The organism is Stenotrophomonas sp. 59 (assembly GCF_030291095.1).
Taxonomy (GTDB): Bacteria; Pseudomonadota; Gammaproteobacteria; order Xanthomonadales; family Xanthomonadaceae; genus Stenotrophomonas; species Stenotrophomonas maltophilia_Q.
In genome coordinates this window covers 603,106-629,620 of sequence record NZ_CP127408.1, presented here as the reverse complement: position 1 = coordinate 629,620, position 26,515 = coordinate 603,106, and the positions used below count along the sequence as shown (strand labels likewise).

Annotated in this window: 26 protein-coding genes; 13 read left to right on the top strand and 13 right to left on the bottom strand. The window is 66.6% G+C overall.

Going from position 1 to position 26,515, the window contains the following annotated elements:
- Positions 1 to 53: 53 nt before the first annotated feature.
- The 3 genes from QP552_RS02805 to QP552_RS02795 all read left to right on the top strand — a co-directional run bounded on the left by QP552_RS02805 (position 54) and on the right by QP552_RS02795 (position 4,353).
- Positions 54 to 479 (top strand): DNA polymerase III subunit chi, encoded by a 426-nt coding sequence (locus QP552_RS02805; RefSeq protein ID WP_286074915.1) that lies wholly within the window; start codon positions 54 to 56, stop codon positions 477 to 479.
- A gap of 72 nt (positions 480 to 551) precedes the next feature.
- A complete protein-coding gene (locus QP552_RS02800; protein ID WP_286074914.1) occupies positions 552 to 3,380 on the top strand; it encodes a valine--tRNA ligase in 2,829 nt (942 codons plus the stop codon).
- Between the two features lie 151 nt (positions 3,381 to 3,531).
- Positions 3,532 to 4,353 carry an EamA family transporter gene (locus QP552_RS02795; protein ID WP_286074913.1) on the top strand — a complete coding sequence of 274 codons (822 nt, stop codon included), beginning with the start codon at positions 3,532 to 3,534 and terminating at the stop codon, positions 4,351 to 4,353.
- 135 nt (positions 4,354 to 4,488) lie between these two features.
- On the opposite strand, the gene rimI is transcribed toward QP552_RS02795, so the two are convergent.
- From rimI to pssA, 3 genes are read right to left on the bottom strand one after another with little or no spacing between them, the layout of a single operon-like run.
- Positions 4,489 to 4,986, bottom strand: coding sequence for a ribosomal protein S18-alanine N-acetyltransferase (gene rimI, locus QP552_RS02790; protein ID WP_099551394.1), 498 nt, complete (start codon positions 4,984 to 4,986; stop codon positions 4,489 to 4,491).
- Complete coding sequence (locus QP552_RS02785; RefSeq protein WP_111111357.1) at positions 4,983 to 5,492, bottom strand: hypothetical protein; 510 nt, start codon at positions 5,490 to 5,492, stop codon at positions 4,983 to 4,985. Before QP552_RS02785 ends, rimI begins: the two co-directional genes overlap by 4 nt.
- The gene (gene pssA / locus QP552_RS02780) at positions 5,489 to 6,265 is read right to left on the bottom strand and encodes a CDP-diacylglycerol--serine O-phosphatidyltransferase (RefSeq protein ID WP_106551140.1); all 777 of its coding nucleotides are present in this window, start codon (positions 6,263 to 6,265) and stop codon (positions 5,489 to 5,491) included. Before pssA ends, QP552_RS02785 begins: the two co-directional genes overlap by 4 nt.
- 80 nt (positions 6,266 to 6,345) lie before the next feature.
- Between pssA and QP552_RS02775 the strand changes: the two genes are divergently transcribed.
- The 3 genes from QP552_RS02775 to QP552_RS02765 all read left to right on the top strand — a co-directional run bounded on the left by QP552_RS02775 (position 6,346) and on the right by QP552_RS02765 (position 9,603).
- Positions 6,346 to 6,720 (top strand): DUF4124 domain-containing protein, encoded by a 375-nt coding sequence (locus QP552_RS02775; protein WP_286074910.1) that lies wholly within the window; start codon positions 6,346 to 6,348, stop codon positions 6,718 to 6,720.
- 573 nt (positions 6,721 to 7,293) lie between these two features.
- On the top strand, positions 7,294 to 8,997 hold the full coding sequence (locus QP552_RS02770; RefSeq protein WP_286074909.1) for a proline--tRNA ligase: 1,704 nt from the start codon (positions 7,294 to 7,296) through the stop codon (positions 8,995 to 8,997).
- A gap of 222 nt (positions 8,998 to 9,219) precedes the next feature.
- Positions 9,220 to 9,603, top strand: coding sequence for an H-NS histone family protein (locus tag QP552_RS02765; protein WP_005408004.1), 384 nt, complete (start codon positions 9,220 to 9,222; stop codon positions 9,601 to 9,603).
- Between the two features lie 133 nt (positions 9,604 to 9,736).
- On the opposite strand, the gene QP552_RS02760 is transcribed toward QP552_RS02765, so the two are convergent.
- Complete coding sequence (locus tag QP552_RS02760; protein ID WP_005408003.1) at positions 9,737 to 10,996, bottom strand: threonine/serine exporter family protein; 1,260 nt, start codon at positions 10,994 to 10,996, stop codon at positions 9,737 to 9,739.
- 93 nt (positions 10,997 to 11,089) lie between these two features.
- Between QP552_RS02760 and QP552_RS02755 the strand changes: the two genes are divergently transcribed.
- The 4 genes from QP552_RS02755 to QP552_RS02740 are packed head-to-tail and all read left to right on the top strand — an operon-like array spanning position 11,090 to position 14,608.
- The gene (locus QP552_RS02755) at positions 11,090 to 12,211 is read left to right on the top strand and encodes an ABC transporter permease (RefSeq protein ID WP_286074908.1); all 1,122 of its coding nucleotides are present in this window, start codon (positions 11,090 to 11,092) and stop codon (positions 12,209 to 12,211) included.
- A 1-nt stretch (position 12,212) separates the two neighbouring features.
- On the top strand, positions 12,213 to 13,040 hold the full coding sequence (locus QP552_RS02750) for an ABC transporter ATP-binding protein (protein ID WP_049427916.1): 828 nt from the start codon (positions 12,213 to 12,215) through the stop codon (positions 13,038 to 13,040).
- Between the two features lie 3 nt (positions 13,041 to 13,043).
- Entirely contained in the window at positions 13,044 to 13,970 is a 927-nt protein-coding gene (locus tag QP552_RS02745) for an MlaD family protein (RefSeq protein ID WP_033835489.1), read from the top strand.
- The gene (locus tag QP552_RS02740; RefSeq protein WP_099551400.1) at positions 13,967 to 14,608 is read left to right on the top strand and encodes an ABC-type transport auxiliary lipoprotein family protein; all 642 of its coding nucleotides are present in this window, start codon (positions 13,967 to 13,969) and stop codon (positions 14,606 to 14,608) included. Before QP552_RS02745 ends, QP552_RS02740 begins: the two co-directional genes overlap by 4 nt.
- A gap of 115 nt (positions 14,609 to 14,723) precedes the next feature.
- On the opposite strand, the gene QP552_RS02735 is transcribed toward QP552_RS02740, so the two are convergent.
- Entirely contained in the window at positions 14,724 to 15,311 is a 588-nt protein-coding gene (locus QP552_RS02735; protein ID WP_286074907.1) for an alpha-ketoglutarate-dependent dioxygenase AlkB, read from the bottom strand.
- Positions 15,312 to 15,427: 116 nt separating this feature from the next.
- Here QP552_RS02735 and QP552_RS02730 point away from each other — a divergent pair, with 116 nt between their 5' ends.
- Positions 15,428 to 17,488 carry a glycoside hydrolase family 99-like domain-containing protein gene (locus QP552_RS02730; RefSeq protein ID WP_286074906.1) on the top strand — a complete coding sequence of 687 codons (2,061 nt, stop codon included), beginning with the start codon at positions 15,428 to 15,430 and terminating at the stop codon, positions 17,486 to 17,488.
- A gap of 10 nt (positions 17,489 to 17,498) precedes the next feature.
- On the opposite strand, the gene QP552_RS02725 is transcribed toward QP552_RS02730, so the two are convergent.
- The 8 genes from QP552_RS02725 to QP552_RS02690 form a co-directional block, all read right to left on the bottom strand.
- Positions 17,499 to 18,131: a CoA transferase subunit B gene (locus QP552_RS02725; RefSeq protein WP_286074905.1), complete on the bottom strand. Its 633-nt coding sequence runs from the start codon at positions 18,129 to 18,131 to the stop codon at positions 17,499 to 17,501.
- A gap of 1 nt (position 18,132) precedes the next feature.
- Positions 18,133 to 18,864, bottom strand: a complete 732-nt coding sequence (locus QP552_RS02720; RefSeq protein WP_111204253.1) for a CoA transferase subunit A — start codon at positions 18,862 to 18,864, stop codon at positions 18,133 to 18,135.
- Positions 18,865 to 18,960: 96 nt separating this feature from the next.
- Complete coding sequence (locus QP552_RS02715) at positions 18,961 to 20,166, bottom strand: hypothetical protein (RefSeq protein WP_286074904.1); 1,206 nt, start codon at positions 20,164 to 20,166, stop codon at positions 18,961 to 18,963.
- Positions 20,141 to 20,557, bottom strand: a complete 417-nt coding sequence (locus QP552_RS02710; RefSeq protein WP_258393974.1) for a hypothetical protein — start codon at positions 20,555 to 20,557, stop codon at positions 20,141 to 20,143. The genes QP552_RS02715 and QP552_RS02710 overlap by 26 nt, the downstream gene beginning before the upstream one ends.
- Before the next feature lie 60 nt (positions 20,558 to 20,617).
- Positions 20,618 to 21,217, bottom strand: coding sequence for a hypothetical protein (locus QP552_RS02705; protein ID WP_286074903.1), 600 nt, complete (start codon positions 21,215 to 21,217; stop codon positions 20,618 to 20,620).
- Entirely contained in the window at positions 21,214 to 21,618 is a 405-nt protein-coding gene (locus QP552_RS02700) for a GtrA family protein (protein WP_088470171.1), read from the bottom strand. The genes QP552_RS02705 and QP552_RS02700 overlap by 4 nt, the downstream gene beginning before the upstream one ends.
- On the bottom strand, positions 21,596 to 22,540 hold the full coding sequence (locus tag QP552_RS02695; RefSeq protein WP_099551409.1) for a glycosyltransferase: 945 nt from the start codon (positions 22,538 to 22,540) through the stop codon (positions 21,596 to 21,598). Before QP552_RS02695 ends, QP552_RS02700 begins: the two co-directional genes overlap by 23 nt.
- Before the next feature lie 10 nt (positions 22,541 to 22,550).
- Entirely contained in the window at positions 22,551 to 23,507 is a 957-nt protein-coding gene (locus QP552_RS02690; protein WP_286074902.1) for a UDP-glucuronic acid decarboxylase family protein, read from the bottom strand.
- Positions 23,508 to 23,741: 234 nt separating this feature from the next.
- On the opposite strand from QP552_RS02690, the gene QP552_RS02685 reads away from it, so the two are divergent.
- Together QP552_RS02685 and QP552_RS02680 are read left to right on the top strand one after the other, a co-directional pair.
- Complete coding sequence (locus QP552_RS02685; RefSeq protein ID WP_286074901.1) at positions 23,742 to 25,088, top strand: phosphomannomutase; 1,347 nt, start codon at positions 23,742 to 23,744, stop codon at positions 25,086 to 25,088.
- 11 nt (positions 25,089 to 25,099) lie between these two features.
- Positions 25,100 to 26,509 (top strand): mannose-1-phosphate guanylyltransferase/mannose-6-phosphate isomerase, encoded by a 1,410-nt coding sequence (locus tag QP552_RS02680; RefSeq protein WP_286074900.1) that lies wholly within the window; start codon positions 25,100 to 25,102, stop codon positions 26,507 to 26,509.
- Positions 26,510 to 26,515: the final 6 nt, after the last annotated feature.

Below are 26,515 nucleotides of genomic sequence, written 5' to 3'. Positions count from 1 at the left end.
CGGCCAGGGCCTCGCCCGGCACGACCGGGCCCCTGCCTGACCCGGACCCTGCCATGCCCCGCGCCGACTTCTACCTGATCGCCAAGCCCCGTTTCCTGACCGAGCCGCTGCGCCTGGTCTGCGAACTGGCGCGCAAGGCCAACGACGCCGGGTTGTTCACCCTGGTGCTGGCCCGCGACCAGGCCCAGGCCGAGGAGCTGGACGAGCTGCTGTGGGCGTTCGACAACGATGCCTACATCCCGCACCAGATCGCCGGCGAAGACATGGACGAGGAAGAGGCGCTGGTGCTGATCGCCGTGCCCGGCACCGATGCGCCGGCGCGCCCGCTGGTGATCAACCTGCGCGATGAGCCCTGGCTGGGCCAGTGCGACCGCGTGCTGGAAGTGGTCCCGGCCGATCCGGAAGCGCGCGAACCGCTGCGCGAGCGCTGGCGCCAGTACAAGGCCGCCGGTTACGACCTGAACAAGCACGACATGTAGGCGCGCCCCGGCCCCCTTGATGGGCCGCCGCCGCGCCCTGATCCTTCAACGATTACCTCCTGGTTCCCCCGCATGACCCAACTCGCCTCCAGCTACGACCCGAAGTCCTTCGAGACCGACCTCTACGAGGCCTGGGAGAAGGCCGGCCACTTCAAGCCGTCCGGCACGGGCGAGCCGTACACCATCCTGCTGCCGCCGCCGAACGTGACCGGCACCCTGCACATGGGCCATGCGTTCCAGCAGACGCTGATGGACGCGCTGGTGCGCTACCACCGCATGCGCGGCTACGACACGCTGTGGCAGGTCGGTACCGATCACGCAGGCATCGCCACCGAAATGGTGGTCAGCCGCAACCTGGCGCTGGAAGGCAAGGGCGAGACCCGCGATTCGCTGGGCCGCGAAGGCTTCATCGGCAAGGTCTGGGAGTGGAAGCAGCAGTCCGGCGACACCATCGAGCGCCAGATGCGCCGCCTCGGCACCTCCGCCGACTGGTCGCGCAGTACCTTCACCATGGATCCGCAGCCGTCGGCGGCGGTGAACGAAGCCTTCGTGCGCTGGTACGAGCAGGGCCTGATCTACCGCGGCCAGCGCCTGGTCAACTGGGACCCGGTGCTGAAGACCGCCATTTCCGACCTGGAAGTGGAGAGCGCCGAAGAAGACGGCTTCCTGTGGTCGATCGCCTACACGCTGGATGAAGGCCTGAGCTACGAGCACGTCGAGCGCGATGCCGACGGCGTGGAGACCCTGCGCGAAACCCGCGACTACCTGGTGGTCGCCACCACGCGCCCGGAAACCCTGCTGGGCGATACCGCGGTGATGGTGCACCCGGAAGATGAGCGCTATGCCCACCTGATCGGCAAGAGCGTGGTGCTGCCGCTGACCGGCCGCCGCGTGCCGGTGATCGCCGACGACTACGTGGACCGTGCGTTCGGCACCGGCGTGGTCAAGGTCACCCCGGCGCACGATTTCAACGACTACGAAGTCGGCGTGCGCCACAGCCTGCCGATGATCAACCTGTTCACCCCGGTGGCTGCGCTGAATGAAAACGCACCGGAACGCTTCCAGGGCCTGGACCGCTACGCCGCGCGCAAGGCGGTGCTGGCCGAGCTGGAAGACCTGGGCATCCTGGTCGAGACCAAGGCGCACAAGCTGCAGGTGCCGCGCGGCGACCGTACCGGCCAGGTGATCGAGCCGTACCTGACCGACCAGTGGTTCGTGAAGATGGACGACCTGGCCAAGCGTGGCCTGGAACTGGTCGAAGACGGAACCATCGCCTTCGTGCCGCCGAACTGGATCAACACCTACCGCCACTGGATGAACAACATCCAGGACTGGTGCATCAGCCGCCAGCTGTGGTGGGGCCACCGCATTCCGGCGTGGTTCGACGAAGCCACCGGCAGCTGCTACGTCGGTCGCAGCGAAGACGAAGTGCGCGCCAAGCACAACCTCGGCAGCGACGTGGTGCTGAACCAGGAAAGCGACGTGCTGGAGACCTGGTTCTCCTCGCAGCTGTGGCCGTTCTCCACCCTGGGCTGGCCGAACGAGCAGGCCATGGCCGAGCGTGGCTTCGACCGCTACCTGCCGTCGTCGGTGCTGATCACCGGCTTCGACATCATCTTCTTCTGGGTGGCGCGCATGATCATGGCCACCGACAACCTGGTCGGGAAGATCCCGTTCAAGGACGTCTACTTCACCGGCCTGATCCGCGACGGCCAGGGCCAGAAGATGTCCAAGAGCAAGGGCAACGTGCTCGACCCGCTGGACATCATCGACGGCATCACCATCGACGACCTGGTCGCCAAGCGCACCGGCGGCCTGATGCAGCCGAAGATGGTGGAGAAGATCGAGAAGGCCACCCGCAAGGAATTCCCGGACGGCATCGCCGCCCATGGTGCCGATGCGCTGCGCTTCACCATCGCCGCGCTGGCCACCCACGGCCGCGACATCAAGTTCGACATGAACCGCGCCGAGGGCTACAAGAACTTCTGCAACAAGCTGTGGAACGCCAGCCGCTTCGCGCTGATGAACACTGAAGGCGCGGCATTCACCGGCGTGCCCAAGCCGCGCACCGATGCCGAGCGCTGGATCCTCGCGCGCCTGGCCGCCACCACCGCCGAAGCGCAGGGCCATTTCGCCGCCTACCGCTTCGACCTGCTGGCGCAGTGCCTGTACGAGTTCGCATGGAACGCGTTCTGCGACTGGTTCCTGGAACTGAGCAAGCCGGCACTGAACGGTGCCGACGCCGCCGATGCCGAAAGCACCCGCCACACCCTGCTGTACGTGCTGGAAGCGCTGCTGCGCCTGCTGCACCCGCTGACGCCGTTCATCACCGAACAGCTGTGGCAGCAGTTGGCGCCGCGCCTGGGCCTGGCCGAGACCACGCTGTCGCTGCGCCCGTACCCGACCGCCGCCGAGTTCGAAGGCGATTTCGCCCAGGCCGAGGCCGACGTGGAATGGCTGAAGGCGGTGATCAGCGCGGTGCGTCGCGTGCGCAGCGAACTGAACGTTGCCCCGTCCAAGCTGGTGCCGCTGCGCCTGCAGGCCGGGCTGGCGCAGGACCGCGTGCGCATCGAACGCTTCAGTGCCTCGCTGTCGTTCCTGCTGAAGCTGGACAGCATCCAGTGGCTGGCCGAAGGCGAAAGCGCGCCGCCGGCTGCCGCCGCGATCGTCGGTGAACTGAAGCTGCTGGTGCCGCTGGAAGGCCTGGTCGATCTCGATGCCGAGCGCGTGCGCCTGGACAAGGAAATCGCCCGCGTCGATGCCGAAAAGGAAAAGAGCGAGACCAAGCTGGCCAAGTTCACCGACAAGGTGCCGCCGGCGGTGGTCGAGCAGGAACGCGTGCGCCTGGCCGACTGGAATACCCAGCTGGCCGGCCTGCGCGAGCAGCGCGCGAAGCTGTAAGCACCGCGCTCTGGTGCGTGCCAACCAAGGTTGGCACCTACCCTGCCTCCACTCTGGTGGGTGCGGACCTTGGTCCGCACTGAGCGATGTGCCAACCAAGGTTGGCACTCACCAAATCCGGAACGTTTCGCCGGCATGGCATCATCGCCCGATGCCTCTTTCCATCTTCCTGCTGGTCCTCGCCGCTGCGGCCCTGCACGCCAGCTGGAATGCGATCGTCAAACGCGGGCCGGACAAGTTCCTCGGCACCGTGCTGGTCACCGGCAGCGCCGCGCTGCTGTCGGCGGCCGCCCTGCCCTTCCTGCCGTTCCCGGCCGCGCACAGCTGGCCCTGGCTGGCTGCATCCGTGCTGCTGCAGGTGACCTACTACGGCCTGGTGGCACGCTGCTACCAGCAGGTCGACATGAGCCTGGCCTATCCGCTGATGCGTGGCAGCGCGCCGATCCTGGTTGCGCTGGCCGGCACCCTGCTGGGCGAGCAACTGTCCCCTGCCGCGTGGCTGGGCGTGGTGCTGGTGAGCACCGGCATCCTGTGCATGGCACTGGGTGCACGTGGTGGCCAACTGCGCCTGCCACTGCTGACCGCGGCAATGATCGCCACCTACACCCTGGTCGATGCGCAGGGCGCGCGACAGTCCGGCAGCGCGCTCAGCTACACGCTGTGGCTGTTCCTGCTGTCGGGCATTCCACTGCCCCTGTGGGCGCTGTACACCCGGCGCGGCGCGGTGCTGGCCTATGCGCGCCAGCACTGGCCCCTTGGCCTGGCCGGCGGCGTCGGCACCACGGCGTCCTATGCGATGGCCTTGTGGGCGATGACCCAGGCCCCCGTGGCGATGGTCTCGGCGCTGCGTGAATCATCGATCCTGTTCGCGCTGCTGATCTCGGTGTTCCTGCTGAGCGAGCGGATCCCGCGTGCGCGCTGGCTGGCAGCGGCGCTCATCGTCTGCGGTGTATTGGCCTTGCGGCTGGCGTGAGCAATGCGTGCCAACCAAGGTTGGCACCTACCGAAGCGGACAATGTGTCCCAGCCAGGGTTGGCCGCCGCCGGTAGCGCCGGGCCGCGCCCGGCGAGCGCGGTAGTGCCGGCCGCTGGCCGGCAACCCTTCTCCCTTACAACGGCGGCATCGCCTGCAGGTCGCCGTCGACCAGTTCGATGGCCATCACCACCGCATCCTCGCGGCCCTGTGCCGCCGGGTAGTAGCGTGGACGGCGGCCGATCTCGTTGAAACCTTCGCTGTGGTACAGGGCCAGCGCGGGTGTATTGGACGGGCGCACTTCCAGGAACACGCGGTGCGCCCCCCGGTTGCCCGCCAGCTGCACCAGTGCGCGCAGCAGTTGGCGACCCAGCCCACGCGACTGCGCCAGCGGATCGATGCAGATGTTCAACACATGTGCCTCGTCGGCGGCAATGCTGAGCACGCCGTAGCCGATCAGCTGGCCATCGCGCTCCATCGCCAGGCCGGGATAACCGGCACGCAGGCAATCGACGAAGATGCCGCGGGTCCAGGGGAACGGATAGCCACGCACTTCGATCGCCATCACCGCATTGAGGTCGCTCTCGCGCAATGCGCGCAGGCTGACCGGGCCGGGCTGGCTGACCGCGCTCATGCACTGCCCCGCTTGCGCAGGGCACGCAACTGCGGCCACAACGCACGCTTGGCGGCCGGATCCTGGCGCAGCTGGTCCAGCGGCCAACTGTCCATCAGCGCCTGCGTGGCGGGATCATTGGGATTGCAGCCGGAGGCACGCAGCAATGCGATCTGCAGGCGATCCGGGAGCCGCACCACCGGTTGCCGCGCATTGCCGCCCGGCAGCGGACGGACCGGTACCGGCGCGGTATCCGGTGCGGTGACGGGGGTCTCGCGACGCGTAGGTGCCGGGCGTTCCTGGTGAGGAGCGGGTGCGGCTTCGGCAGGGTGTTCCCGCATGGAAGCCAAACCCGCCCGCACCGGCTCCGCCGAAGCCGCTGCGGCCGCATCGGCTTCGGCCACGCTCAACTGCAGCGCGGCGTCCAGTTCGGCGGCCAGCTGGCCGTCGTGATACACGGTGTAGCCCATGGCCTGCAGCCAGGCCTGCTGGGCCGGTGACCACAGCACGGGCAGGTCCTGGCTCACGCGGCCTCGGGCTTCTTGCGCAGGCGCTGCACGGCCCACATCACCGGGCCGGACAAGGCGTACAGGATGCCCACCGCGAACAGCACGCGCGGCAGATCAATGACCGCGATGGCGATCGCCACTGGCACCAGGGCCAGCACCAGGAACGGCACACGGTCGGAACGGCTGCCCTTGGCGGCACCGCCCTTGAAGCTCCAGAAGCGGATGCGGCTGACCATCAGCAACGCCGCGACGATCGTCACCGCCAGCGCCACGTAGCGCAGCTGGTTGCCGTCCCAGCCCAGGTTGCCATCGGCGAAGGCCCAGACGAAGGACATCATCAAGCCGGCCGCAGCCGGGCTGGCCAGGCCGACGAACCAGCGCTTGTCGACCACCGCCACCTGGGTGTTGAAACGGGCCAGACGCAGTGCCGCGCAGGCGGCATACAGGAACGCCACCGCCCAGCCGACCCGCCCGAGCAGCGGGTCGTCGAACTTCAGCCACGACAGCGACCAGTGGTACATCACCAGCGCCGGGGCCATGCCGAAGCTGACCAGGTCGGCCAGCGAGTCGTACTGGACGCCGAACTCGCTGCTGGTACCGGTCAGGCGCGCCACGCGCCCGTCCAGGCCGTCCATCACCGCCGCCACGAACACGGCGATGCTGGCATTGACGAAATCCCCGTTGGCCGCGGCGATGATCGCGTAGAAGCCGGCGAACAGGCCAGCGGTGGTGAACAGGTTGGGCAGCAGGTAAATCGTGCGCGAACGCGGCGGCGGTGTGATCGGGTCCATGGAATCCAGTTTAATCGACTTGCCAGTGCTCGGCGCCAATGCTGCAATCGGCGTTCTACGCCCATTCCATGGAGTTTGCCATGCGTGCCCTGTCCTGCCTTGGATGCCTGCTGCTGTTGGCCAGTGCCAACGCCGTGGCCGGCCCAATCTATAAATGGAAGGACGCCAATGGCGTGACCCAGTACTCGGAGACCCCGCCGGCCGGCAAGAAATTCGAGACCCGCGAGCAGGCCCGCAGCCCGCAGGCCGCGGCCAGTGCCGAGACCCCGGCCACACCCGTGCCGGAGCAGTGCAGTACCGCCCGTGCCAACCTGGCCCTGCTGGAAGGCTCCGGCCAGGTGATGCAGGACACCAATGGCGACGGCAAGGCCGATACCGCGTTGACCCCGGAACAGCGCAGCGCGCAGAAGGGATTGGCCGAGGCGGCCATCAAGGCCTACTGCCCAGCGGAGTGAGGGTACCGGCAGGGCTGCGCCCTGCACCCGCAGAGGCAACAGCAAGGGCAACAGCCGGCTCTGGGCTTTCTGTAGATTTGGCGGGGCAGTGTCGGATTGCGGGGACGCCGTAAACCCGTCCATGGGGGCTTGGCCGCGGCATCCATGCCGCGGACACCCCGCAATCCGACACCGCCCCGCCTTCGACAGTTTCCCGGTGACGGTGGTAGATCCACGCCATGCGTGGATGAAATCTGTCAGATCTCGAATTTAATCCGGGGTCAGATCCGTTTTCCTCCGGAAAACGGATCTGACCCCATCGGCATGTCCAACAGATCGCGGGGTCTGTCAAAGGCGGGATGGGTCCGGTTGCGGGGGCGTGAGCCGCATGGATGCGGCGACCGAGCCTGCATGGACGTATTCACGGCGCCCCCCGCAACCGGACCCACCCCGCCATCTCCCAGGAAACCCGTTCTTGCTGTTGCCGTTGCAGTTGACGTTGCTTCAGACGGGTGCAGGGCGCAGCCCTGCCGATACCCCTCCCCCCGGCCGGGCTGGCAGAATAGGCGTCTCTGCCGTTATCCGAAGCCGACGATGCGCCTCTCCCAGTTCCACCTGCACACCACCAAGGAAACCCCCAGCGACGCCGAGCTGACCAGCCACCGGCTGATGCTGCGCGCGGGCATGATCCGCAAGCTGGCATCGGGCCTGTACACCTGGTCGCCGCTGGGCCTGCGCGTGCTGCGCAAGGTCGAGCGCATCGTGCGCGAGGAAATGGACCGTGCCGGTGCCGTGGAATTCCAGATCCCGACCATCCAGCCGAAGGAACTGTGGGAGCAGACCGGTCGCTGGCAGAAGTTCGGCCCGCAGCTGCTGAAGATCAAGGACCGCAAGGACCAGGTGTTCTGCTACAGCCCGACCGCCGAAGAAGCCGCCTGCGACTTCGCGCGCAGCGAGCTGTCCAGCTACAAGCAGCTGCCGGTGAACTTCTACCAGGTGCAGACCAAGTTCCGCGACGAGATCCGCCCGCGCTTCGGTGTGATGCGCTCGCGCGAGTTCCTGATGAAGGACGCCTACTCGTTCCACCTGCACGATGAGTGCCTGGTGCGCGAGTACGAGAACATGAAGTCGGCCTACAGCCGCATCTTCACCCGCCTCGGCCTGGATTTCCGCATGGTGCAGGCCGACTCCGGTGCGATCGGCGGTGATGCCTCGCAGGAATTCCACGTGATCGCCGATTCCGGTGAAGACGCGCTGGTGTTCTCCACCGGCTCGGACTACGCAGCGAACATGGAGGCGGCGATTGCCGCCGATCCGGCGCCGCGTGCGGCCGCCAGCGAAGCCATGCGCAAGGTCGACACGCCCACCCAGAAGACCTGCGAGGACGTCGCCGCCCTGCTCGGCATCGAGCTGCAGCGCACGGTGAAGTCGGTGGCGCTGATCGCCGGTGAAGGCAAGGAACAGCAGTTCGTGCTGGTGCTGGTGCGCGGCGACCACGAGGTCAACGAGATCAAGCTGGCCAAGGTCGCCGGCCTGGACGTGCAGCGCTTCGCCAGCGAAGCCGAAATCGCCGATCACCTGGGCAGCGTGCCGGGCTTCCTCGGACCGGTCGCACCGGCCAAGGCCATCCGCGTGGTCGCCGACCGCGAAGTGGCAGCGTTGTCCGACTTCGTCGTCGGCGCCAACGAGGCCGGTTTCCATCTGGCCGGCGTCAACTGGGGCCGCGACCTGCCGGAACCGGAAGTGGCCGACATCCGCAACGTGCGTGCCGGTGACCGCGCGCTGGACGGCGGCGAACTGAAGATCGCCCGCGGCATCGAAGTCGGCCACGTATTCCAGCTCGGCCGCAAGTACGCCGAAGCGCTGGATGCCACGGTGCTGGACGAGAACGGCAAGGCCGCGGTGATGGCGATGGGCTGCTACGGCATCGGCATCTCGCGCGTGGTGGCTGCGGCGATCGAACAGAACCATGACGATGCCGGCATCATCTGGCCGGACGCGATGGCGCCGTGGCAGGTGGTGGTGTGCGTGATCAACCCGAAGGGCGACGCTGCCGTCGCCGACGCCGCTGCCAATCTGCTGCAGGAACTTCGCGACGCCGGCCTCGACGCCGCGCTGGACGACCGTGGCCTGCGCCCGGGCGCGATGTTCGCCGACATGGAACTGATCGGCATCCCGCACCGCGTGGTGGTGAGCGAGCGCGGCCTGGCCGCCGGTACCTACGAGTACCGCTCGCGCCGCGCCAGCGAAGCGGAAAGCCTGGACAAGGCCACCCTGCTGCAGCGACTGCAGGGCTGATTGCAGAAAGACCGGGGCATGCCCCGGTCTTTTTTTGCGTTCCCGCCACGTCACCGATATTGCAGCGGACATAATCCGGTCAAAATCGACGCGATGCAGCCGGCATGCCGCCAAGCCCTGTCCCGTCTGCATTTGTGCTTGGAATAATTCATCTCTATTCTGTGCTGCGACGCCATGGACTGGCTCGTCCCGTCCACACATTAGTTTCCGGAGTAACCGTAAATGAGCATTGACCTGACCGGCCTGTCGGCACGCGAACTGGGCGCCCTGATCCGCACCGCCAAGAAGCAGCAGACCATCGTCGCCAAGCGCCGGCCGATCACCAAGGTCCGGGCCCAGCTGACCAAGCTGGCCAAGACCGAGGGTTACACCATCGAAGAATTGTTCGGCGGCGCCCCGGCCCCACGCGCGCGCAAGGCCGCCCCGGCAGCCAAGGCACCGTCCAAGACCGCCGGCCGCAAGCTGGGCAAGGTTGCGCCGAAGTACCGCAACCCGGCCAACCCGAAGGAAACCTGGACCGGCCGTGGCAAGCAGCCGCGCTGGATGGCCGAGCTGACCGCCAAGGGCAACAAGAAGCCTGAAGATTTCCTGATCAAGAAGGCCTGAGGCCGGATCGGGATGCAATGGAAAACGCCGGCGGAAGCCGGCGTTTTCTTTGGGTAGCGCCGGGCCATGCCCGGCGAGCGCAGCGGTTGGCTTCCCGATCCGCCGGGCACGGCCCGGCGCTACCGTCCTTCGATCACAACGTCTTGCGCGCCGGCATCAGCAGGTTGCCGAACAGCAGGCCGGCCACCAGCGCCATCACCACGTTGAGCACGGTGAGGAACACGCTCTGGCCAGCGCCGACATCCTGCTGCTGGACCAGGGTCAGCACGCCGCGCAGGCTGGTGCTGCCGGGCACCATCATGATGATGCCCGGCAGGCGGATGATCGCGCCCGGGCGGCCAACCAGGCGGCCAAACAGATTGCCACCGGCGGTCAGCAGCATCGCCGACAGGAAGATGCCGGCCGGCGCACCCCAGGCATGGCCGCCGAACTTGGAGATCGCATAGCCGGCCACCGAGGCGGCGATCACCCAGGGATAGTCGCGGCGGTTGGCCTTGAACAACATCGCGAACGCGAACGCCGCGGTCAGCAGCGAGCCCCACTCCACCCACGGCCCCTGCGGCCGCGTGGCACGGATCACCGGGTCCAGGCCGAGTACATCGGCCAGGGTCACCGCGATCATCGCGCCCACGCTGAGCTTCATGATGGTGGTCAACGCGCCGGCGAAGCGCGCGGTACCGGAGACCCAATGCTGGCTGGCGAGTTCATTGACCGCATTGGTCAGCGACATGCCGGGCAGCAACACCACCAGCGAGGCGATGATCACCGTGTTGAGGTTGAGTGCGCCGACGAAGGACGCAACCAGGGTTGCGACCATGCCGGCCAGCAGCGCCGCCAGCGCCTCGGCCGCTTCGCGGGTGGCCGGGCGACGGTCGGTGACCATGCCGAGCAGGCCGATCATCAGGCCGATGACACCGGCGGTGGCGATGTCCAGCCACGGCAGCTTCCACATGCCGGCCACGCCGGCCGCGCCGAGGGTGAACGAAAGGATGGTGCGCAGCTTGCCGCGCCGGCCCGGATCCTTGTCCAGCTGGCGCAGCGCGGTGTGCCCTTGGGCAATGCTCATCCGCCCATTGGCCACTTCCTCGGCGATGTGGTCGGCGACGCTGAGCTTGTGCAGGTCATTCTCACCGGGTGCCAGGCGGATCACGCGGGTGATGTCGCTGGAGCCGATCGCCTGTGCCGGGTCGCTGAAACTGAGGATGATACCGGTGGGATTCGACCACGGTTCACAATCCAGATCGAGCTGGCGGGCCAGTGCCACCACTGCCGTTTCCAGGCGCTGGGCCGTTGTGCCGTAGCTGTGCAGGCGTCCGGCGATCTCGGAAACAAAGGCCACGCGCTGCGCGTAGGTGGCCTGGGGTGTGGGGATCGTGTGAGCGTCTGCGGACATGCGCCGTAGTATTACCTACTGCCGGGCCGCACTGGATAAATTCATCCGGGTTCGACGCGATGCCCCAGACAGAACGGTTATGCTGCGACCCGAATGGCCCAAGTGACCCCGAACCACGCCCCCCAGCTCGAACAGGATGCCCATGACCCGGGCCTGATCCGCCTGTCCGGCACCTGGACCTTGAAGACCGCGCTCGCCGCGGCCGAGGTCCTGCGCGGCGTTCCCGACACGCTGACCGGCATCGACGCCACCGGCATCGAGAAGATGGATTCGGCCGGCGTGCTGCAGGTGCTGCGCGTGGCCCATCGCGCCGACCTCGGCGAGGACGCACTGAAGTTCCGCCCGGATCACCAGGCGCTGGTCTGCACCATCGAGGAAGTGGCCGACGACCGGCCCAGGCCCAAGCGCGATTTCGGCGTGCTGGCCGCGCTGGAACGGCTCGGTGTCAGCGTCCATGCCACTGGCCACAACATCAAGGCGCTGTGCAGTTTCCTCGGCGAAAACCTGGTCAAGGCAGCCCGGCTGGTCAAGGAGCCGCGTCGCTTCCGACTGACCGCCACCGTGCACCAGATGGAGCAGGTCGGGCTGGACGCAGTACCGCTGGTGGCGCTGCTGTCGTACCTGGTCGGTGCGGTGATCGCCTTCCTCGGCTCGACCATCCTGCGCGACTTCGGTGCCGAGATCTACGTGGTCGAGCTGGTCAACATCGCCTTCCTACGCGAGTTCGCGGTACTGCTGACCGCGATCGTGCTGGCCGGCCGTACCGCCAGTGCGTTCACCGCGCAGATCGGCGCGATGAAGGCGCGCGAGGAAATCGATGCCATGCGCACGCTGGGCCTGGACCCGATCGACCTGCTGGTGCTGCCACGGTTGATGGCGCTGCTGGTCACCCTGCCCCTGCTGACCTTCATTGCGATGGTTGCTGGCTTGGCCGGCGGTATCACCGTCGGCGCGTTCGACCTCGACATCCCGCCGCAGATGTACATCGCGCGCATGCACGAGACCATGGAAGTGCGGCACATGCTGGTCGGCCTGTCCAAGGCCCCGGTGTTCGCACTGGTGATCGGGCTGATCGGCTGCCTGGAAGGCCTGAAGGTGGAGGGCACGGCGCAGTCGGTCGGTGAACGCACCACCTCCAGCGTGGTGCAGACCATCTCGCTGGTGATCATCATCGACGCCTTCGCGGCGTTGTGGTTCATGCACATGGACTGGTGACATGAGCACGCACACGACTCCCGAAGAAATCCCCATGCAGGACGGCGAAGGACACGATCTGGCCATCCGTGTGCGCGGGCTGGTCAACCGCTTCGGCAGCCAGACCGTGCATGAAGACCTGGACCTGGACGTGCGCCGCGGCGAGATCCTCGGCGTGGTCGGTGGCTCGGGCACCGGCAAGTCGGTGCTGATGCGTTCGATCCTCGGCCTGCGCACGCCCGACGCCGGCCAGATCGAAGTGCTCGGCCGCGATGCGCGTGCCGACGATGCCGAGAGCCGCCTGCACATCGAACGCAATACCGGCGTGCTGTTCCAGGACGGCGCCCTGTTCTCTTCGCTGACCGTGGGCGAGAACGTGCAGGTGCCCTTGAAGGAACACCACCGCGAATTGCCCGAGCGCTGGCATTACGAACTGGCGCTGCTGAAGGTGAAGCTGGCCGGCCTGCCCGCCGATGCGATCAACAAGCTGCCATCGCAGTTGTCCGGCGGCATGCGCAAGCGTGCGGGCCTGGCCCGGGCGCTGGCGCTGGACCCGCCCCTGCTGTTCCTGGATGAACCCACTGCCGGCCTCGACCCGATCGGTGCGGCGGCATTTGACCGCCTGATCAAGACCCTGCAGGAAGCGCTGGGGCTGACCGTGTTCCTGATCACCCACGACCTGGACACGCTGTACGCGATCTGCGACCGGGTGGCGGTGATCGCCGACCGCAAGGTGGTGGCCAACGCACCGCTGCCGGACATCGAGAAACTGGATCATCCGTGGATCCAGGAATACTTCCACGGACCGCGTGCGCGTGCCGCGCGCGGCGAACAGATCGAGAGTGCCTGAGCCATGGAAACCAAAGCCAACTACGTGCTGATCGGCGCGTTCACCCTGATCACCGGCCTGGCCCTTCTGGCCTTCGGCCTGTGGGCGGCCAAGTACTCCTCCGACCGTACCTGGCAGGAATACCGCGTGGTGTTCCGCGAGGCGGTGACCGGCCTGTCGGTGGGCAGCCCGGTGCAGTACAACGGCATCGCGGTCGGTTCGATCATCGAACTGAACCTGGTGCCGGACGACCCGCGCCAGGTGGTCGCACGCATCCGCCTGAACTCGACCACCCCGGTCAAGACCGATACCCGCGCCAAGCTGGCGATCACCAGCCTGACCGGCCCATCGATCATCCAGCTCAGCGGCGGCACGCCGCAGTCGCCGGCGCTGACCACGGTCAACAAGGACCCGGCCCCGATCATCCCGACCACGCCATCGGCGCTGCAGAACATCACCGACGTTGCCAACCGCATCGTCGAGCGCATGGACCAGATCCTCAGCGACCGCAACGTGGCCTCGATCAACGCCACGCTGGCCAACCTGGAGACCATCAGCGGCGGCCTGGCCGACCGCGACCAGGGTACCCAGGCGCTGCTGCTCAGCGCGCGCGATGCCGCGCGCAGCCTGGACACCACGCTGAAGACCACCAACGGCACCATCGAGCGCCTGGACAAGAACCTGGTGCAGCAGCTGCCGGGCATCATCGACAAGCTGGACGGCACCCTGGCCAAGCTTGACTCGGCCGCCGGCAATGCAGATTCGATCCTTGGCGAGAACCGCGCCGCGATCAACAGCTTCGCCAACGATGGCCTCGGCCAGCTGGGCCCGACGCTGACCGAACTGCGCGGCCTGATCCGCGACCTGCGCCGGGTCAGCGACCGCCTCGAGAACAACCCCGCGCGCTATCTGCTGGGCCGCGACGCACCGAAGGAGTTCGAACCCAAATGAGCCCGATGCCCCTTCCGCGCCTGCTGCTGGCCGCTTCGCTGGTCACCCTGCTGGGCGGCTGCTCCATCCTTGGCAGCAGCGAGAAAACCGCAGTGACGCTGTACTCGCCCGCCGTGCAGGTGAAGGCCGATCCGGCGTGGCCGCAGGCCAGCTGGCAACTGGTACTGGCCAAGCCCAGCGCCGCACGCATGGTTGACAGCCCGCGCATCAACGTGCGGCCGACCCCGTCGCAGCTGGAGATCTACAAGGGCGCCAGCTGGGCACAGCCGGCCACCGACATGATCGAGGACACCCTGCTGCGTGGCTTCGAGGACTCCGGCCGCATCCGCGGCGTGGCGCGCAGCACCGCCGGCATCCGCGCCGACTACAAGCTGTCCACCGACGTACGCCGCTTCGAGTCGGACTACCAGGGCCAGGCCACGCCGACGGTGGTGATCGAGGTCAACGCCAAGCTGATCCACGTCGCCGACCAGCGCGTGGTGGCCGACCGCACGTTCCGCCAGGCCCAGCCGGTCGGCAGCACCGATGTGCCGGCCGTAACCGCCGCGTTCGAGCGTGGCCTGCAGCAGCTGGCGCAGGACATGGTGGGCTGGACGCTGGTCAGCGGGCAGAACGACACTACGGCGGCCAAGCGCTGATAGGCCGAGGGGGTCAGAGCCCTTTCCCGACGGGAAAGGGATCCGACCCCAGGACCCGATGCATGACGGGGTCGGATCCCTTTCGAGCTGCGAAAGGGCTCTGATCCCATCGTCATCAACGTGGCGTGATCCAGCGGAACGTCAGGTTGATCCGCTCACCCTGCACGCGCGCCATCTTCGGCAGCGCGTGCTGGTAGAAGCGCTGGGTCTGCCCCGCCATCACCAGCAGGTCTCCGTGGCCGAGCAGATACTCCGCCTTCCGCGCCGGATCATCGCGCCGCCGCAGCAGGAAGCGCCGCGGCGCGCCCAGGCTCAGCGAGGCGATCACCGGCGCCGGGCCCAGTTCGGGTTCGTCATCACTGTGCCAGCCCATGTAATCGCCGCCGCTGCGATAGCAGTTCAGCAGTACGCTGTTGAAGCGGCCGATGCCATCGTCCTGCAGGCGCTCGCGCATGCCCTGCAGGGACGGCGGCCACGGGTGCGGCACGAATTCCGCCCCCGAGTAGCGATAGCGCGCCTGCGGATCACCTATCCAGCAGCTCAACCGCGGCGAATCCACCCAGTGGCCGAACATGCGGATGCGGTGGACCTCCCACGGCACGCCGGCCTGCAGATCACGCTGCAAGGCAGCGGCTCCGGCGGGAGACAGCCAGCCCTGGCGGTGCTGGACGTCGGCATCGGGGAGGTCGTGGGGAAACAGCATGGCGGCACAGTAGCACCTGGCGGATTTGCCGTTGCAGCGGCGATTGCCGGAAAATGAGGGCAGTCCCGTTGCTGGCCCCGAACAATGCGCACTCTTTTCCTTGCCAGGCTTCATCGATGAGCGGTGCAGCGTCCGGAGTCCGGCAGCTCACCTTCTCGGTCCTGCGCGCACTGTTCCGTGCCCTGCCGATGCCGGCGTCGCTGCGTGATCGGCTGCGCAACCGGGGCCTGGACCGCATTGGCAGCTGGAGTCCGCCTCCGCCGCGTGGTCGCATTGGCGCCGATGCCGACGGCATCCGTCCACTGCAGCGCGCCGATGAACGTGCGATCGGCTACGCCGCCGCGGAAGAGGCTTCCCTGCCGGCAGCTCTGCCGGCCACATTGGTGGCCTTCTACCTGCCGCAGTTCCATCCGTTCGAAGAGAACGATGCCTGGTGGGGCAAGGGCTTCACCGAATGGCGTAACGTCAGCCGTGCCCTGCCGCAGTTCGAGGGACATGTGCAGCCGCGCCTGCCCGGCGATCTGGGCTTTTACGACCTTCGTGTTGGCGAGACGCTGCGCGCGCAGGCGAAACTGGCCGCGGACCATGGCATCGGCGCCTTCTGCTTCTACTTCTACTGGTTCAGTGGCCACACGCTGATGGAGCAGCCCCTGCGCCAATGGCTGGCCGACAGCACGATTGAACTGCCGTTCTGCCTGTGCTGGGCCAACGAGAACTGGACCCGGCGCTGGGACGGGCGCAACCAGGATGTACTGATCGGCCAACAGCACAGTGCCGAGGATGACCTGGCGTTCATCGCCCACGTTGCCGATTACCTGCGCGACCGGCGTGCGTTGAAGGTCGAGGGACGACCGGTGCTGTTGCTGTACCGGCCGCAGTTGCTGCCCGATCCCAAGGCTACGGCGGCACGCTGGCGTGGCTGGTGCCGTGACAACGGCATCGGCGAGATCCATCTGGCCTATGTGCAAAGTTTCGAACGCCCGGATCCCCGCGATATCGGCTTCGATGCCGCAGTGGAATTCCCACCGAACATTGCCGCCCCGCGCCAGCTGAACACCACGCAGTTCCTGCTCAATCCCGATTACGAAGGCGACGTGCGCGACTGGCGTGAGCTGGCGGCACAGATGCGCCGTGCACCGCTGGCGGACTATCCGCTGTATCCAGGCGTCAACCCGGGCTGGGACAACGAGGCGCGGCGGCCCGGGCGCGGACGCGTGCTGCTGCACGCTTCACCGCGTGGCTACGGCGACTGGTTGCACGACACGGTGCACGAGCGGCTGCGCGATGTACCGCAGGCCCGGCGCATGGTGTTCATCAACGCCTGGAACGAATGGGCGGAAAGCGCTGTTCTTGAACCGGATGCCCGTCTCGGCCATGCCTGGCTGCAGGCCACCCGGCGCGCGCTGGTCCCCTCGCAGGCCGCTCCATCGCGTCCCTGCATCGTCATCCACGCGTGGTACCTGGATGCGCTGCCGGAGCTGTTGCAGGCGGTGAAGGACAGCGGGCTGCAGGCACGCCTGGTCATCACCACCACAGGGGAGCGCCAGGCGCAGGTGCAGTCGATCATCGATGCGCAGGGCCTGACCGCTGAAATCTGGGTCTACGGCAACCACGGCCGTGACATCCTGCCGTTCCTGCACGCAGCCGACCGGTTGCTGCAGCAGAATGAATCACTGGTGCTGAAGCTGCATACCAAGCGCTCCAGCCATCGCGACAACGGCGACCAGTGGCGGCGCGAGATGGTCGAAGCGCTGCTGGGCACTGCCCAGGCTGCTGCGAATCTGGCACATCTGCAGGCCGATCCACGTATCGGCCTGATGGCTCCAGCAGGCCACCTGCTGAACGTGGCCGACTACATCGGCGGCAATGCACTGCGCATGGAGCGGCTCTGGGCATTGCTGGGCCTGGACAGCGCACCCGGAAATGGACAGTTCGCGTCCGGCAGCATGTTCTGGGTACGCCTCCCGGCGCTGCGTCCCCTGCTCGATGCCCATCTGCTGCCGAGTATGTTCGACACCGAAGCCGGGCAGATCGATGGCACGCTGGCGCATGCCATCGAACGCGCGACCGGAGCCGTGGTGTCCGCTGCCGGCTTCACCGTGGCCGACACCTCCGAGGTCGAGGGCGCTCCCCCGCGCGCTTCCTCCTCGGAATATGCTTACGCGCGAGGACGCTGAGGCTGCGGCCTCAGCTGCGCGCAAACGCCACGCCGGTCTTCTCCTTCAGCTCCTCGTCGCCCACTCCCGGCGCCGCTTCCACCAGCACCAGACCGGCATCGGTGACGTCGAATACAGCCAGGTCGGTGATGATGCGGTCGACCACGCCGACGCCGGTCAGCGGCAGCGTGCATTCGGCCAGGATCTTGTGCTCGCCGTTCTTCGCGGTGTGCTCCATCAGCACCACCACGCGCTGCACGCCGGCCACCAGGTCCATCGCGCCGCCCATGCCCTTGACCATCTTGCCGGGCACCATCCAGTTGGCCAGGTCGCCCTTGTCGGTCACCTGCATGGCGCCGAGGATGGCCAGGTTGACGTGGCCGCCACGGATCATCGCAAAGCTGTCATGGCTGCCGAAATAGCTGGCACCGGCACGCGCGGTGACGGTCTGCTTGCCGGCATTGATCAGGTCCGCGTCGACTTCGGCGTCGGTCGGGAACGGGCCGATGCCCAGCAGGCCGTTTTCCGACTGCAGCCACACGTCCACGCCCTCGGGGATGTGGTTGGCGACCAGGGTCGGCAGGCCGATGCCCAGGTTCACGTAGGCACCGTCGGTCAGTTCCTGGGCAGCGCGCGCTGCCATCTCGTCACGGGTCCACGCCATGTCAGTTGCCCTCCGCGCGGATGGTGCGCTGTTCGATGCGTTTTTCAGGATGCGCGTTGTGCACGATGCGGTGTACGTAGATGCCCGGCAGGTGCACCTGGTCCGGATCGATGGCGCCGACCGGCACCACCTCCTCCACTTCCACGATGCAGACCTTGCCGGCCATCGCACAGGCAGGGTTGAAGTTGCGCGCGGTCTTGCGGAACACCAGGTTGCCGGCCTCGTCGGCCTTCCACGCCTTGACCAGCGCCACGTCGGCGCGCAGCGCGGTTTCCATCACGTAGTGCTTGCCGTCGAACTCGCGGGTTTCCTTGCCTTCGGCCACCACCGTGCCGTAGCCGGTGGCGGTGAAGAACGCCGGGATGCCGGCGCCACCGGCGCGCAGGCGCTCGGCCAGGGTGCCCTGCGGGTTGAATTCCAGCTCCAGTTCACCGGCCAGGAACTGCCGCTCGAACTCCTTGTTTTCACCCACGTAGGACGAAATCATCTTCCTGATCTGCCGCGTCTCCAGCAGCTGGCCCAGGCCGAAGCCATCGACCCCCGCGTTGTTGGAGATCACGGTCAGGCCCTTGGCCCCGCTGTCGCGCAGCGCGGCGATCAGTGCCTCGGGAATGCCGCACAGGCCGAAGCCTCCGACAGCCAGGGTCTGGCCATCGGCGATGACGCCCTGAAGGGCCTCCGCCGCGCTGGCGAAGCGCTTGTTGCGCTTGCCGGTGGAAGTCACGTGTTCCATTTCTACAGCCCCACACGGGAAGAATGAGCGCATTCTAGCGCTACACCTGCCTACCGCTGGGATGCGCCGCAGCATGGCGCCACGGCGCGTTCCGGCTCAGTGAGCGCGCAGCGTCTTCACCGCGACGCGATGTTCCAGCGCCAGCAGCACCGCAAACCCGAGCAACAGTGTTACCGGCATGCGGACTCGGTCGACACTGGTGCGCAGGTGCCAGTCCAGGTCATGCGGCGTTCCCAGGTAGACCAGGAAGAGCACCGCCGCGTACGCCAGCGCCGCCAGCATGGCAGCCGATGCCGCCGGAACCCGCAGCACCGGGCGCCAGAGCACCGCCAGCACCAGCAACGGCACCAGCACCCAGACATCCAGCAGCAGGCGCCCGACGATCGGCAGGGTACCGCCCTCGCTGCCAAGCCGCGCCAATAGCTGCGCCTTCATGTCGCTTCCCGCCAGGTCATTGCCAACCCCTGCCTGCCCGACGGCCAGCTTCCATGCCAGCAGTGGCAGCAGGGCCACAACCGCGGCCAGGAGGATGCGCCAGCCCAGGCGACGCTCACGCAGCACGCCTTCGCCCAGCACCACGGCCGTCAACAGAACCGCAAGCACGGCGCCCTCGTTCTTCAACATCGACAGCACGGCCACCAGCAGGGTGAATGCGACCAGCTCGCGACTACCACCATGCTTCCCGGACATGCGGTAGCGCACCGCTGTCGCCACGGCAGCGACGGCGTAGACCGCCACCAGAGGATCCATGTAGCCGTTGATCAGCATGTCGCGCCCCAGGCGCAGCAGCAGCACTGCGAACAGCACCCCGCACCAGCGCCATCGGAAACTCGGGGCGATCAGCAGCAGTGCCGGCAGCAGCAGCAGCGGTGCCACCGCCTTGGGCAGCAGTTCGTTCCAGTGCCCGGCCAAACCTGCTGCGCAGGCCATCAACAACGGAACCAGCGCGGGATAGTCGTTGTGGCTCCACGGCGCGTAATCATCCAGCTGGGCGTACAACGTGCCCTCCAGGTAGATCCGCTTGGCATGGAAGAGCCAGATCGAACGCGGGTCCCAGCCATCGCTGGGGCTTCCCAGTGCGATCAACACCAGCACCAGAACGGCCAGGACCAGAGGCGCGGTACGCAGGTCACGCACGGCCGACAGGGCGAGCAGCGCGCTGAGCACGACCGCGCAGAATGCCACCTGCACCGGCCAGCCCGTCAGGCCTATGGCGGCCAGGCCATAGCAGAGAAGAATGGAGACCAGCATGGCCAGCGCCGCACGGCGCCCTGGTTCAGCGGCAGTCGGCAAGAACGACATCTCCGCTCCTCCCCTGGACGTGGCACTGGTCAACCAGCGGATCACCGGCCCTCAGCAGGCGCTGCGGGGTATCGGTATCGCTGAACCGGACCGGATACAGCGCCTCCCACATGCGTTGCTGGATCAAGGGATCGTCCTTCAGCCCCTGCCCGAGCGAAAGCAGAGAGGGAGCGATCGGCTGCGCGCGTACCAGATCGCGTGCATCCACCACCTCACGTGGTACGGATGCGTCAAATCCCGCGTCCTCAACGAAGGCCTGGCGCAGCAACGACGTCTGATAGTCCGATCGCTTGGCGACCGATACGAGGGAAGCGGCCAACAGCAGCAACAGGAACCCGGCAATCGCCAGGTCCCGGCGCGAAGTGCGCAGGGGGGGAGAGGTGGAGGTCATGTCATCCATGAAACATTTCAAGGAACCAACGGAAAAGCCAATGCGCCAGCAGCACCCGGGCTATTGGCAACGATAGTCGGACGGCATCCGGCTGTCGCGGAAAGGATCAGTGAGCGCATCGGTGTACTGCCCCATCAGCAGGCGGTGGGTCGGCAGCAGGTTCTGCCGGTAGAAGCGGCCGAACGATGCGAGGCGCTCGCCGCGCGCGGTCAATCGCACACAACCATCATGGATCTCCACGGTTCCGGACTGCAGCTGCTCGGTCAGGCGCACTTCCACCAGATGATGCTCGCGGACGTACTCTTCAGTGAACACCTGGCGGAACGCGTCTTCGCGTATCCCACCACCACGCTGTTGCAGCTTCTCCAGGATGTAGAAGGACAGCGAGCGGTCGATGACGGTCGGGACCGAGATCGCGAACACATAGCCTCCCAGCAACCAGATGGCGGCCAGCTGGATCAGCTCGAGGCGGCTGAAATCCCGGAACCACTTCAATGCATACAGGCCCGCAAACACCACCACCACTGCGATAATCGCGTCCAGGATGCTGGCATACAGCACCACGTTCACGCGGAACTGGCGCATGTGGACGTAGTAAACCAGCAGCAGGGCGGCAATGAATGCAAGGGTTGCCAGCGCGGCACGCAGATATTTGTTCATTTGAACACCAGGAACTTGTTGGCGACGAAGCTGACGGCCATCTGCATTCCGGTCGCCAGCACGAACCCTGCGCGGTAGTCCAGGCCCCATCGATCGGCCCAGACGTACATCACCAGCGCATGCAGCACAGCGATCGCGGCGTAGATCAGCAGGAACAGGGAACCCTGCCGTGCCAGGCTCCCCTGCCTGCCATGGAAAACGAAGTAGCGGCTGCCGAGGAACGACACGGTGATGCCGAAGACCGCTGCAATCGCATTGGCCACCGCGGCCAGCGGGATGTGCAGCACCTCGATGTTGAAGTGCAGCACTCCATAGTGCACTGCGGTGGCGACCAGGCCATTGATCACGTAGCGGACGGCCTGTCCGCCCAGCGCATCCTTAGCCACTGCGGCGGCCAGCATGCAGGACCTCGTCGACGAACTCGCGATAGCTGCCCACGCTCATGACGCCACCGCCGCGCATCATTCCCGACAACATCAGGATGATCAGCGTCAGTGCCGCGGTCTGCAGGAACACCAGCACCAGGATGCCGAATGCCAGCGAGAACCAGCCCTGCGATGCAAAGCCCAGCATCTTCAGCCCGGTGGCGACGATGCCGCCGATGATCGACAGTGCCGCCACCAGGGTGCAGGCGATGCCCACGCGTACCAGCACATCCTCGGCAAACACCATCAGTGCACGGAATCCGTGCAGGGCCAGGCCGACGAAGTTCATCTTGCTGCGACCGGCATAGCGCGGACCACGATCCAGCGCACAGGTCTGCACGCGCAGCTTCGAGCCCAGCACGCAGGCTGCAACGTGGATCCACAGCTCCTGCATCGATGCCAACCGGCGCACCGCCGGCATCTTCGCCGCCATGAAGTTGCCGAAACTGATCTGGCGTCCGCTTAGCAGCGAGAACAGCAGCTTGTAGACGATGTAGAACGACTTGAACTTCAGCGATTCAACCCGGCTGCGACGGCTGGCCACCACCACGTCGACATCGGCCGAATCCAGGCCCGCCACCAGCTCGGTGATGCTCTCCGGCGTATCCTCGCCATCGGAATCCATCACCACGACAATGTCATTGCCATCGAAGTGCTCGGCCACATAGCCCAGGCCGATGGCGATCGCACGCTGATGCCCGACATTGCGACGCAGGCGGATCACCACGCCCTCCAACCCCGAAGCCTCAATGGCGCTGATCGGCAATGGCTGCCGCACCGAGCCGTCGTCCACGGCCACCACATAGGTGTCCGGGCCCTGGGTGCGGGCGAGCTCGACGAACAGCTTCGAGGAGGCTTCCAGGTCTTCGTAGACCGGCATCACCACGATCTTGCGCATCGTCGCCACCTCAGGCCTGCAAGCGATGGCGGAAATAGGCGATGGTCTCCTTCAGGCCGTCCTCCAGGCCGACCTTGGGCTCCCAGCCCAGATCCGCTTTGGCCAGGCTGATATCCGGCTGGCGCTGGCGCGGATCATCCGACGGCAGCGGGCGGTACTCGATCCTCGAGGTACCGCCGACCAGGCGCAGCACGGTCTCGGCCAGCTCCAGCATGGTGTACTCGGAGGGATTACCGATGTTGATCGGGCCGGTGAGATCGGCCGGCGAGTCCATCAGCCGCAACATGCCCTCGATCAGGTCATCGACATAGCAGAAGCTGCGCGTCTGGCTGCCATCGCCATAGATGGTGATCGGCTCGCCCTTCAGCGCCTGCACGATGAAGTTGCTGACCACCCGGCCGTCATTGGGATGCATGCGCGGGCCATACGTGTTGAAGATGCGCATGACCTTGATCTCCAGCTGATGCTGGCGCCAGTAGTCGAAGAACAGCGTTTCGGCGCAACGCTTGCCCTCGTCATAGCAACTGCGGATGCCGATCGGGTTGACCCGGCCCCAGTAGCCTTCCACCTGCGGGTGGATTTCCGGATCGCCGTACACCTCACTGGTGCTGGCCTGCAGGATGCGCGCGCGCAGGCGCTTGGCCAGGCCGAGCATGTTGATCGCCCCATGCACGCTGGTCTTGGTGGTCTGCACCGGGTCCTGCTGGTAGTGGATCGGTGACGCCGGGCAGGCCAGGTTGAAGATCCGGTCCACTTCCACATAAAGCGGGAACGTCACGTCATGGCGCATGAGCTCGAACCGCGGGTGGCCCAGCAGCCCATCCACGTTCGCCTTGCTGCCGGTGTAGAAGTTGTCCACGCAGAGGACGTCATGGCCGCCCGCGATGAGCCGATCGCACAGATGCGACCCGAGGAAGCCCGCGCCACCGGTCACCAGCACGCGTTTCTGATCGTGAGTGAATTTCAAAGCAAACCTCGATCCTTCTGGAACAGCAGGCCAATCGGCGATGGCCACTCGGGCCATGTCCTCGGTCGTCAGCGCGCAATTGTATGCGAACTGCCTGCTGGCCATGGCCCATCGACGGGGAATCGGCCGGCCCCACTCCCCTGCCAACGCTACTGGCCGGGCGCCCCTGGCTCACCGGCCGTTTGCAGACCCTCCCGCTATAATCGGGTTTCTCTATCCGGATGGACTGGTTCGATGCCCCTGCCCGCCTTCAAGGCCTATGACATCCGTGGCCGCGTGCCCGAGGAACTGAACGAAGACCTGGCCCGCCGCATCGGTGTGGCACTGGCCGCCCAGCTCGCACCGGGCCCGGTGGTCCTCGGCCACGACGTGCGCCTGACCAGCCCGGCGCTGCAGGATGCACTGGCGGCCGGCCTGCGCGGTACCGGTCGGGAAGTGATCGACATCGGCCTGTGCGGCACCGAAGAAGTCTATTTCCAGACCGACCACCTGGGGGCGGCCGGCGGCGTGATGGTCACCGCCAGCCACAACCCGATGGATTACAACGGCATGAAGCTGGTCAAGGAGAAAGCACGGCCGATCAGTTCCGACACCGGCCTGTTCGCGATTTCCGATGCAGTGGCCACCGATACCTCCGAGGCCCAGCCGCCGCGCGCAGGCCTGGCTGCCCGGCACGACAAAAGCGCCTACATCCAGCACCTGCTGGGCTATGTCGATGCCGGCAAGCTCAAGCCGCTGAAGCTGGTGGTCAATGCCGGCAATGGCGGCGCCGGTGCCATCGTCGACCTGCTCGCCCCGCACCTGCCCTTCGAGTTCATCCGCATCTGCCACGAGCCGGACGGCAGCTTCCCCAACGGCATCCCCAACCCGCTGCTGCCGGAGAACCGCGCCGCCACCGCCGACGCGGTGCGCGAACATGGCGCCGATTTCGGCATTGCCTGGGACGGTGACTTCGACCGTTGCTTCTTCTTCGACCACAGCGGCCGCTTCATCGAGGGCTACTACCTGGTCGGCCTGCTGGCCAAGGCGATCCTGGCACGCCATCCCGGCGGCAAGATCGTGCATGACCCGCGCCTGGTCTGGAACACTGTGGACATGGTCGAGCAGGCCGGCGGTGTCGCGGTGCAGTGCAAGAGCGGCCATGCCTTCATCAAGGAAAAGATGCGCGCCGAAGACGCGGTGTACGGCGGCGAGATGAGCGCGCACCACTATTTCCGCGAGTTCGCCTATGCCGACTCCGGCATGATTCCCTGGCTGCTGATCGCCCAGTTGGTTTCCGAGAGCGGCCGTTCACTGGCTGACTGGGTCGAAGACCGCATGGCGGCCTATCCGTGCAGCGGCGAGATCAACTTCAAGGTGGCCGATGCCAAGGCCGCCGTCGCGCGCGTGATGGAACACTTCGCGGCGCAATCGCCCACGCTGGACCACACCGATGGCATCAGTGCCGACTTTGGTGATTGGCGCTTCAATCTGCGCAGCTCCAATACCGAGCCGCTGCTGCGCCTGAACGTCGAAGCACGGGGTGACGCGGCGCTGATGCAGGCGCGTACCGACGACATCTCCCGTCTCATCCAGCAGTAACCGAGGCCCGCATGAGCAGCATCCAGCCCGTCATCCTGTCCGGTGGATCCGGCACCCGCCTGTGGCCGCTTTCGCGCGAGGCGTACCCGAAGCAGTTCCTGCCGCTGGCGGGCGAGCTGACGATGCTGCAGGCCACCTGGCAGCGCGTCGCCCCGCTTGCGGCGCGTGGCCCGCTGGTGATTGCCAACGAAGAGCACCGTTTCGTCGCTGCCGAGCAGCTGCAGCAGGTCGGGGCCGAGCCGGCCGCGATCATCCTGGAACCAGTGGGCCGCAACACTGCACCGGCGATTGCCGTGGCCGCGCTGGAGGCCACCCGTGACGGTGCCGACGCGCTGCTGCTGGTGCTGCCCTCCGACCATGTAATCACTGATGAAGCGGCCTTCCGCAGTGCAGTGCAGGCCGCAGCAAGCGCCGCCGACGCCGGCAAGCTGGTGACATTCGGCATCGTACCGACCGGCCCGGAAACCGGTTATGGCTATATCAAGGCCGCTGATGGACAGGGCGTGCGCACGGTCGAGCGTTTCGTCGAGAAGCCCGACCTGGAGACTGCCTCCGGCTACGTCAGCAGCGGCCAGTACTACTGGAACAGCGGCATGTTCCTGTTCAAGGCGTCGCGCTACCTGCAGGAGCTGGAGCGCTTCCAGCCGGAAATGCTGGCCAGCAGCCGCCAGGCCTGGCAGCAGGCCCGCCGCGACGCGGACTTCACCCGCCTGGACAAGGACGCCTTCACCGCCGTGCCCTCGGACTCGATCGACTACGCGGTGATGGAAAAGACCGCCGACGCGGTGGTGATCCCGCTCGATGCCGGCTGGAACGATGTCGGCTCGTGGACCGCACTGCGCGATGTCTCGCAGCAGGACGGCGACGGCAATGCCCACCAGGGTGATGTGATCGCCATCGATTGCCGCAACACCTATGCCTATGCCCAGCGCCTGGTCGCACTGGTCGGGCTGGATGATGTGGTCGTGGTCGAGACCGACGATGCGGTGCTGGTCGGCAAGGCTGACCGCATGCAGGAGGTCAAGACCGTGGTGGCCAAGCTGAAGGCCGAAGGCCGCAGCGAGGCGACCTGGCACCGCAAGGTGTACCGCCCCTGGGGCGCCTACGACTCGATCGACAACGGCGAGCGCTTCCAGGTCAAGCGGATCACGGTCAAGCCCGGCGGCACGCTCAGCCTGCAGATGCATCACCACCGCGCCGAACACTGGATCGTGGTCAGCGGCACCGCCGAGGTGACCCGCGGCAACGAGGTGATCCTGCTCAGCGAGAACCAGAGCACCTACATCCCACTGGGCGTGACGCACCGCCTGCGCAACCCGGGCAAACTGCCGCTGGAACTGATCGAAGTGCAGTCAGGCAGTTATCTGGGCGAGGATGACATCGTGCGGTTCGAGGATACGTACGGGCGCACCGGGAACTGAGCTGGA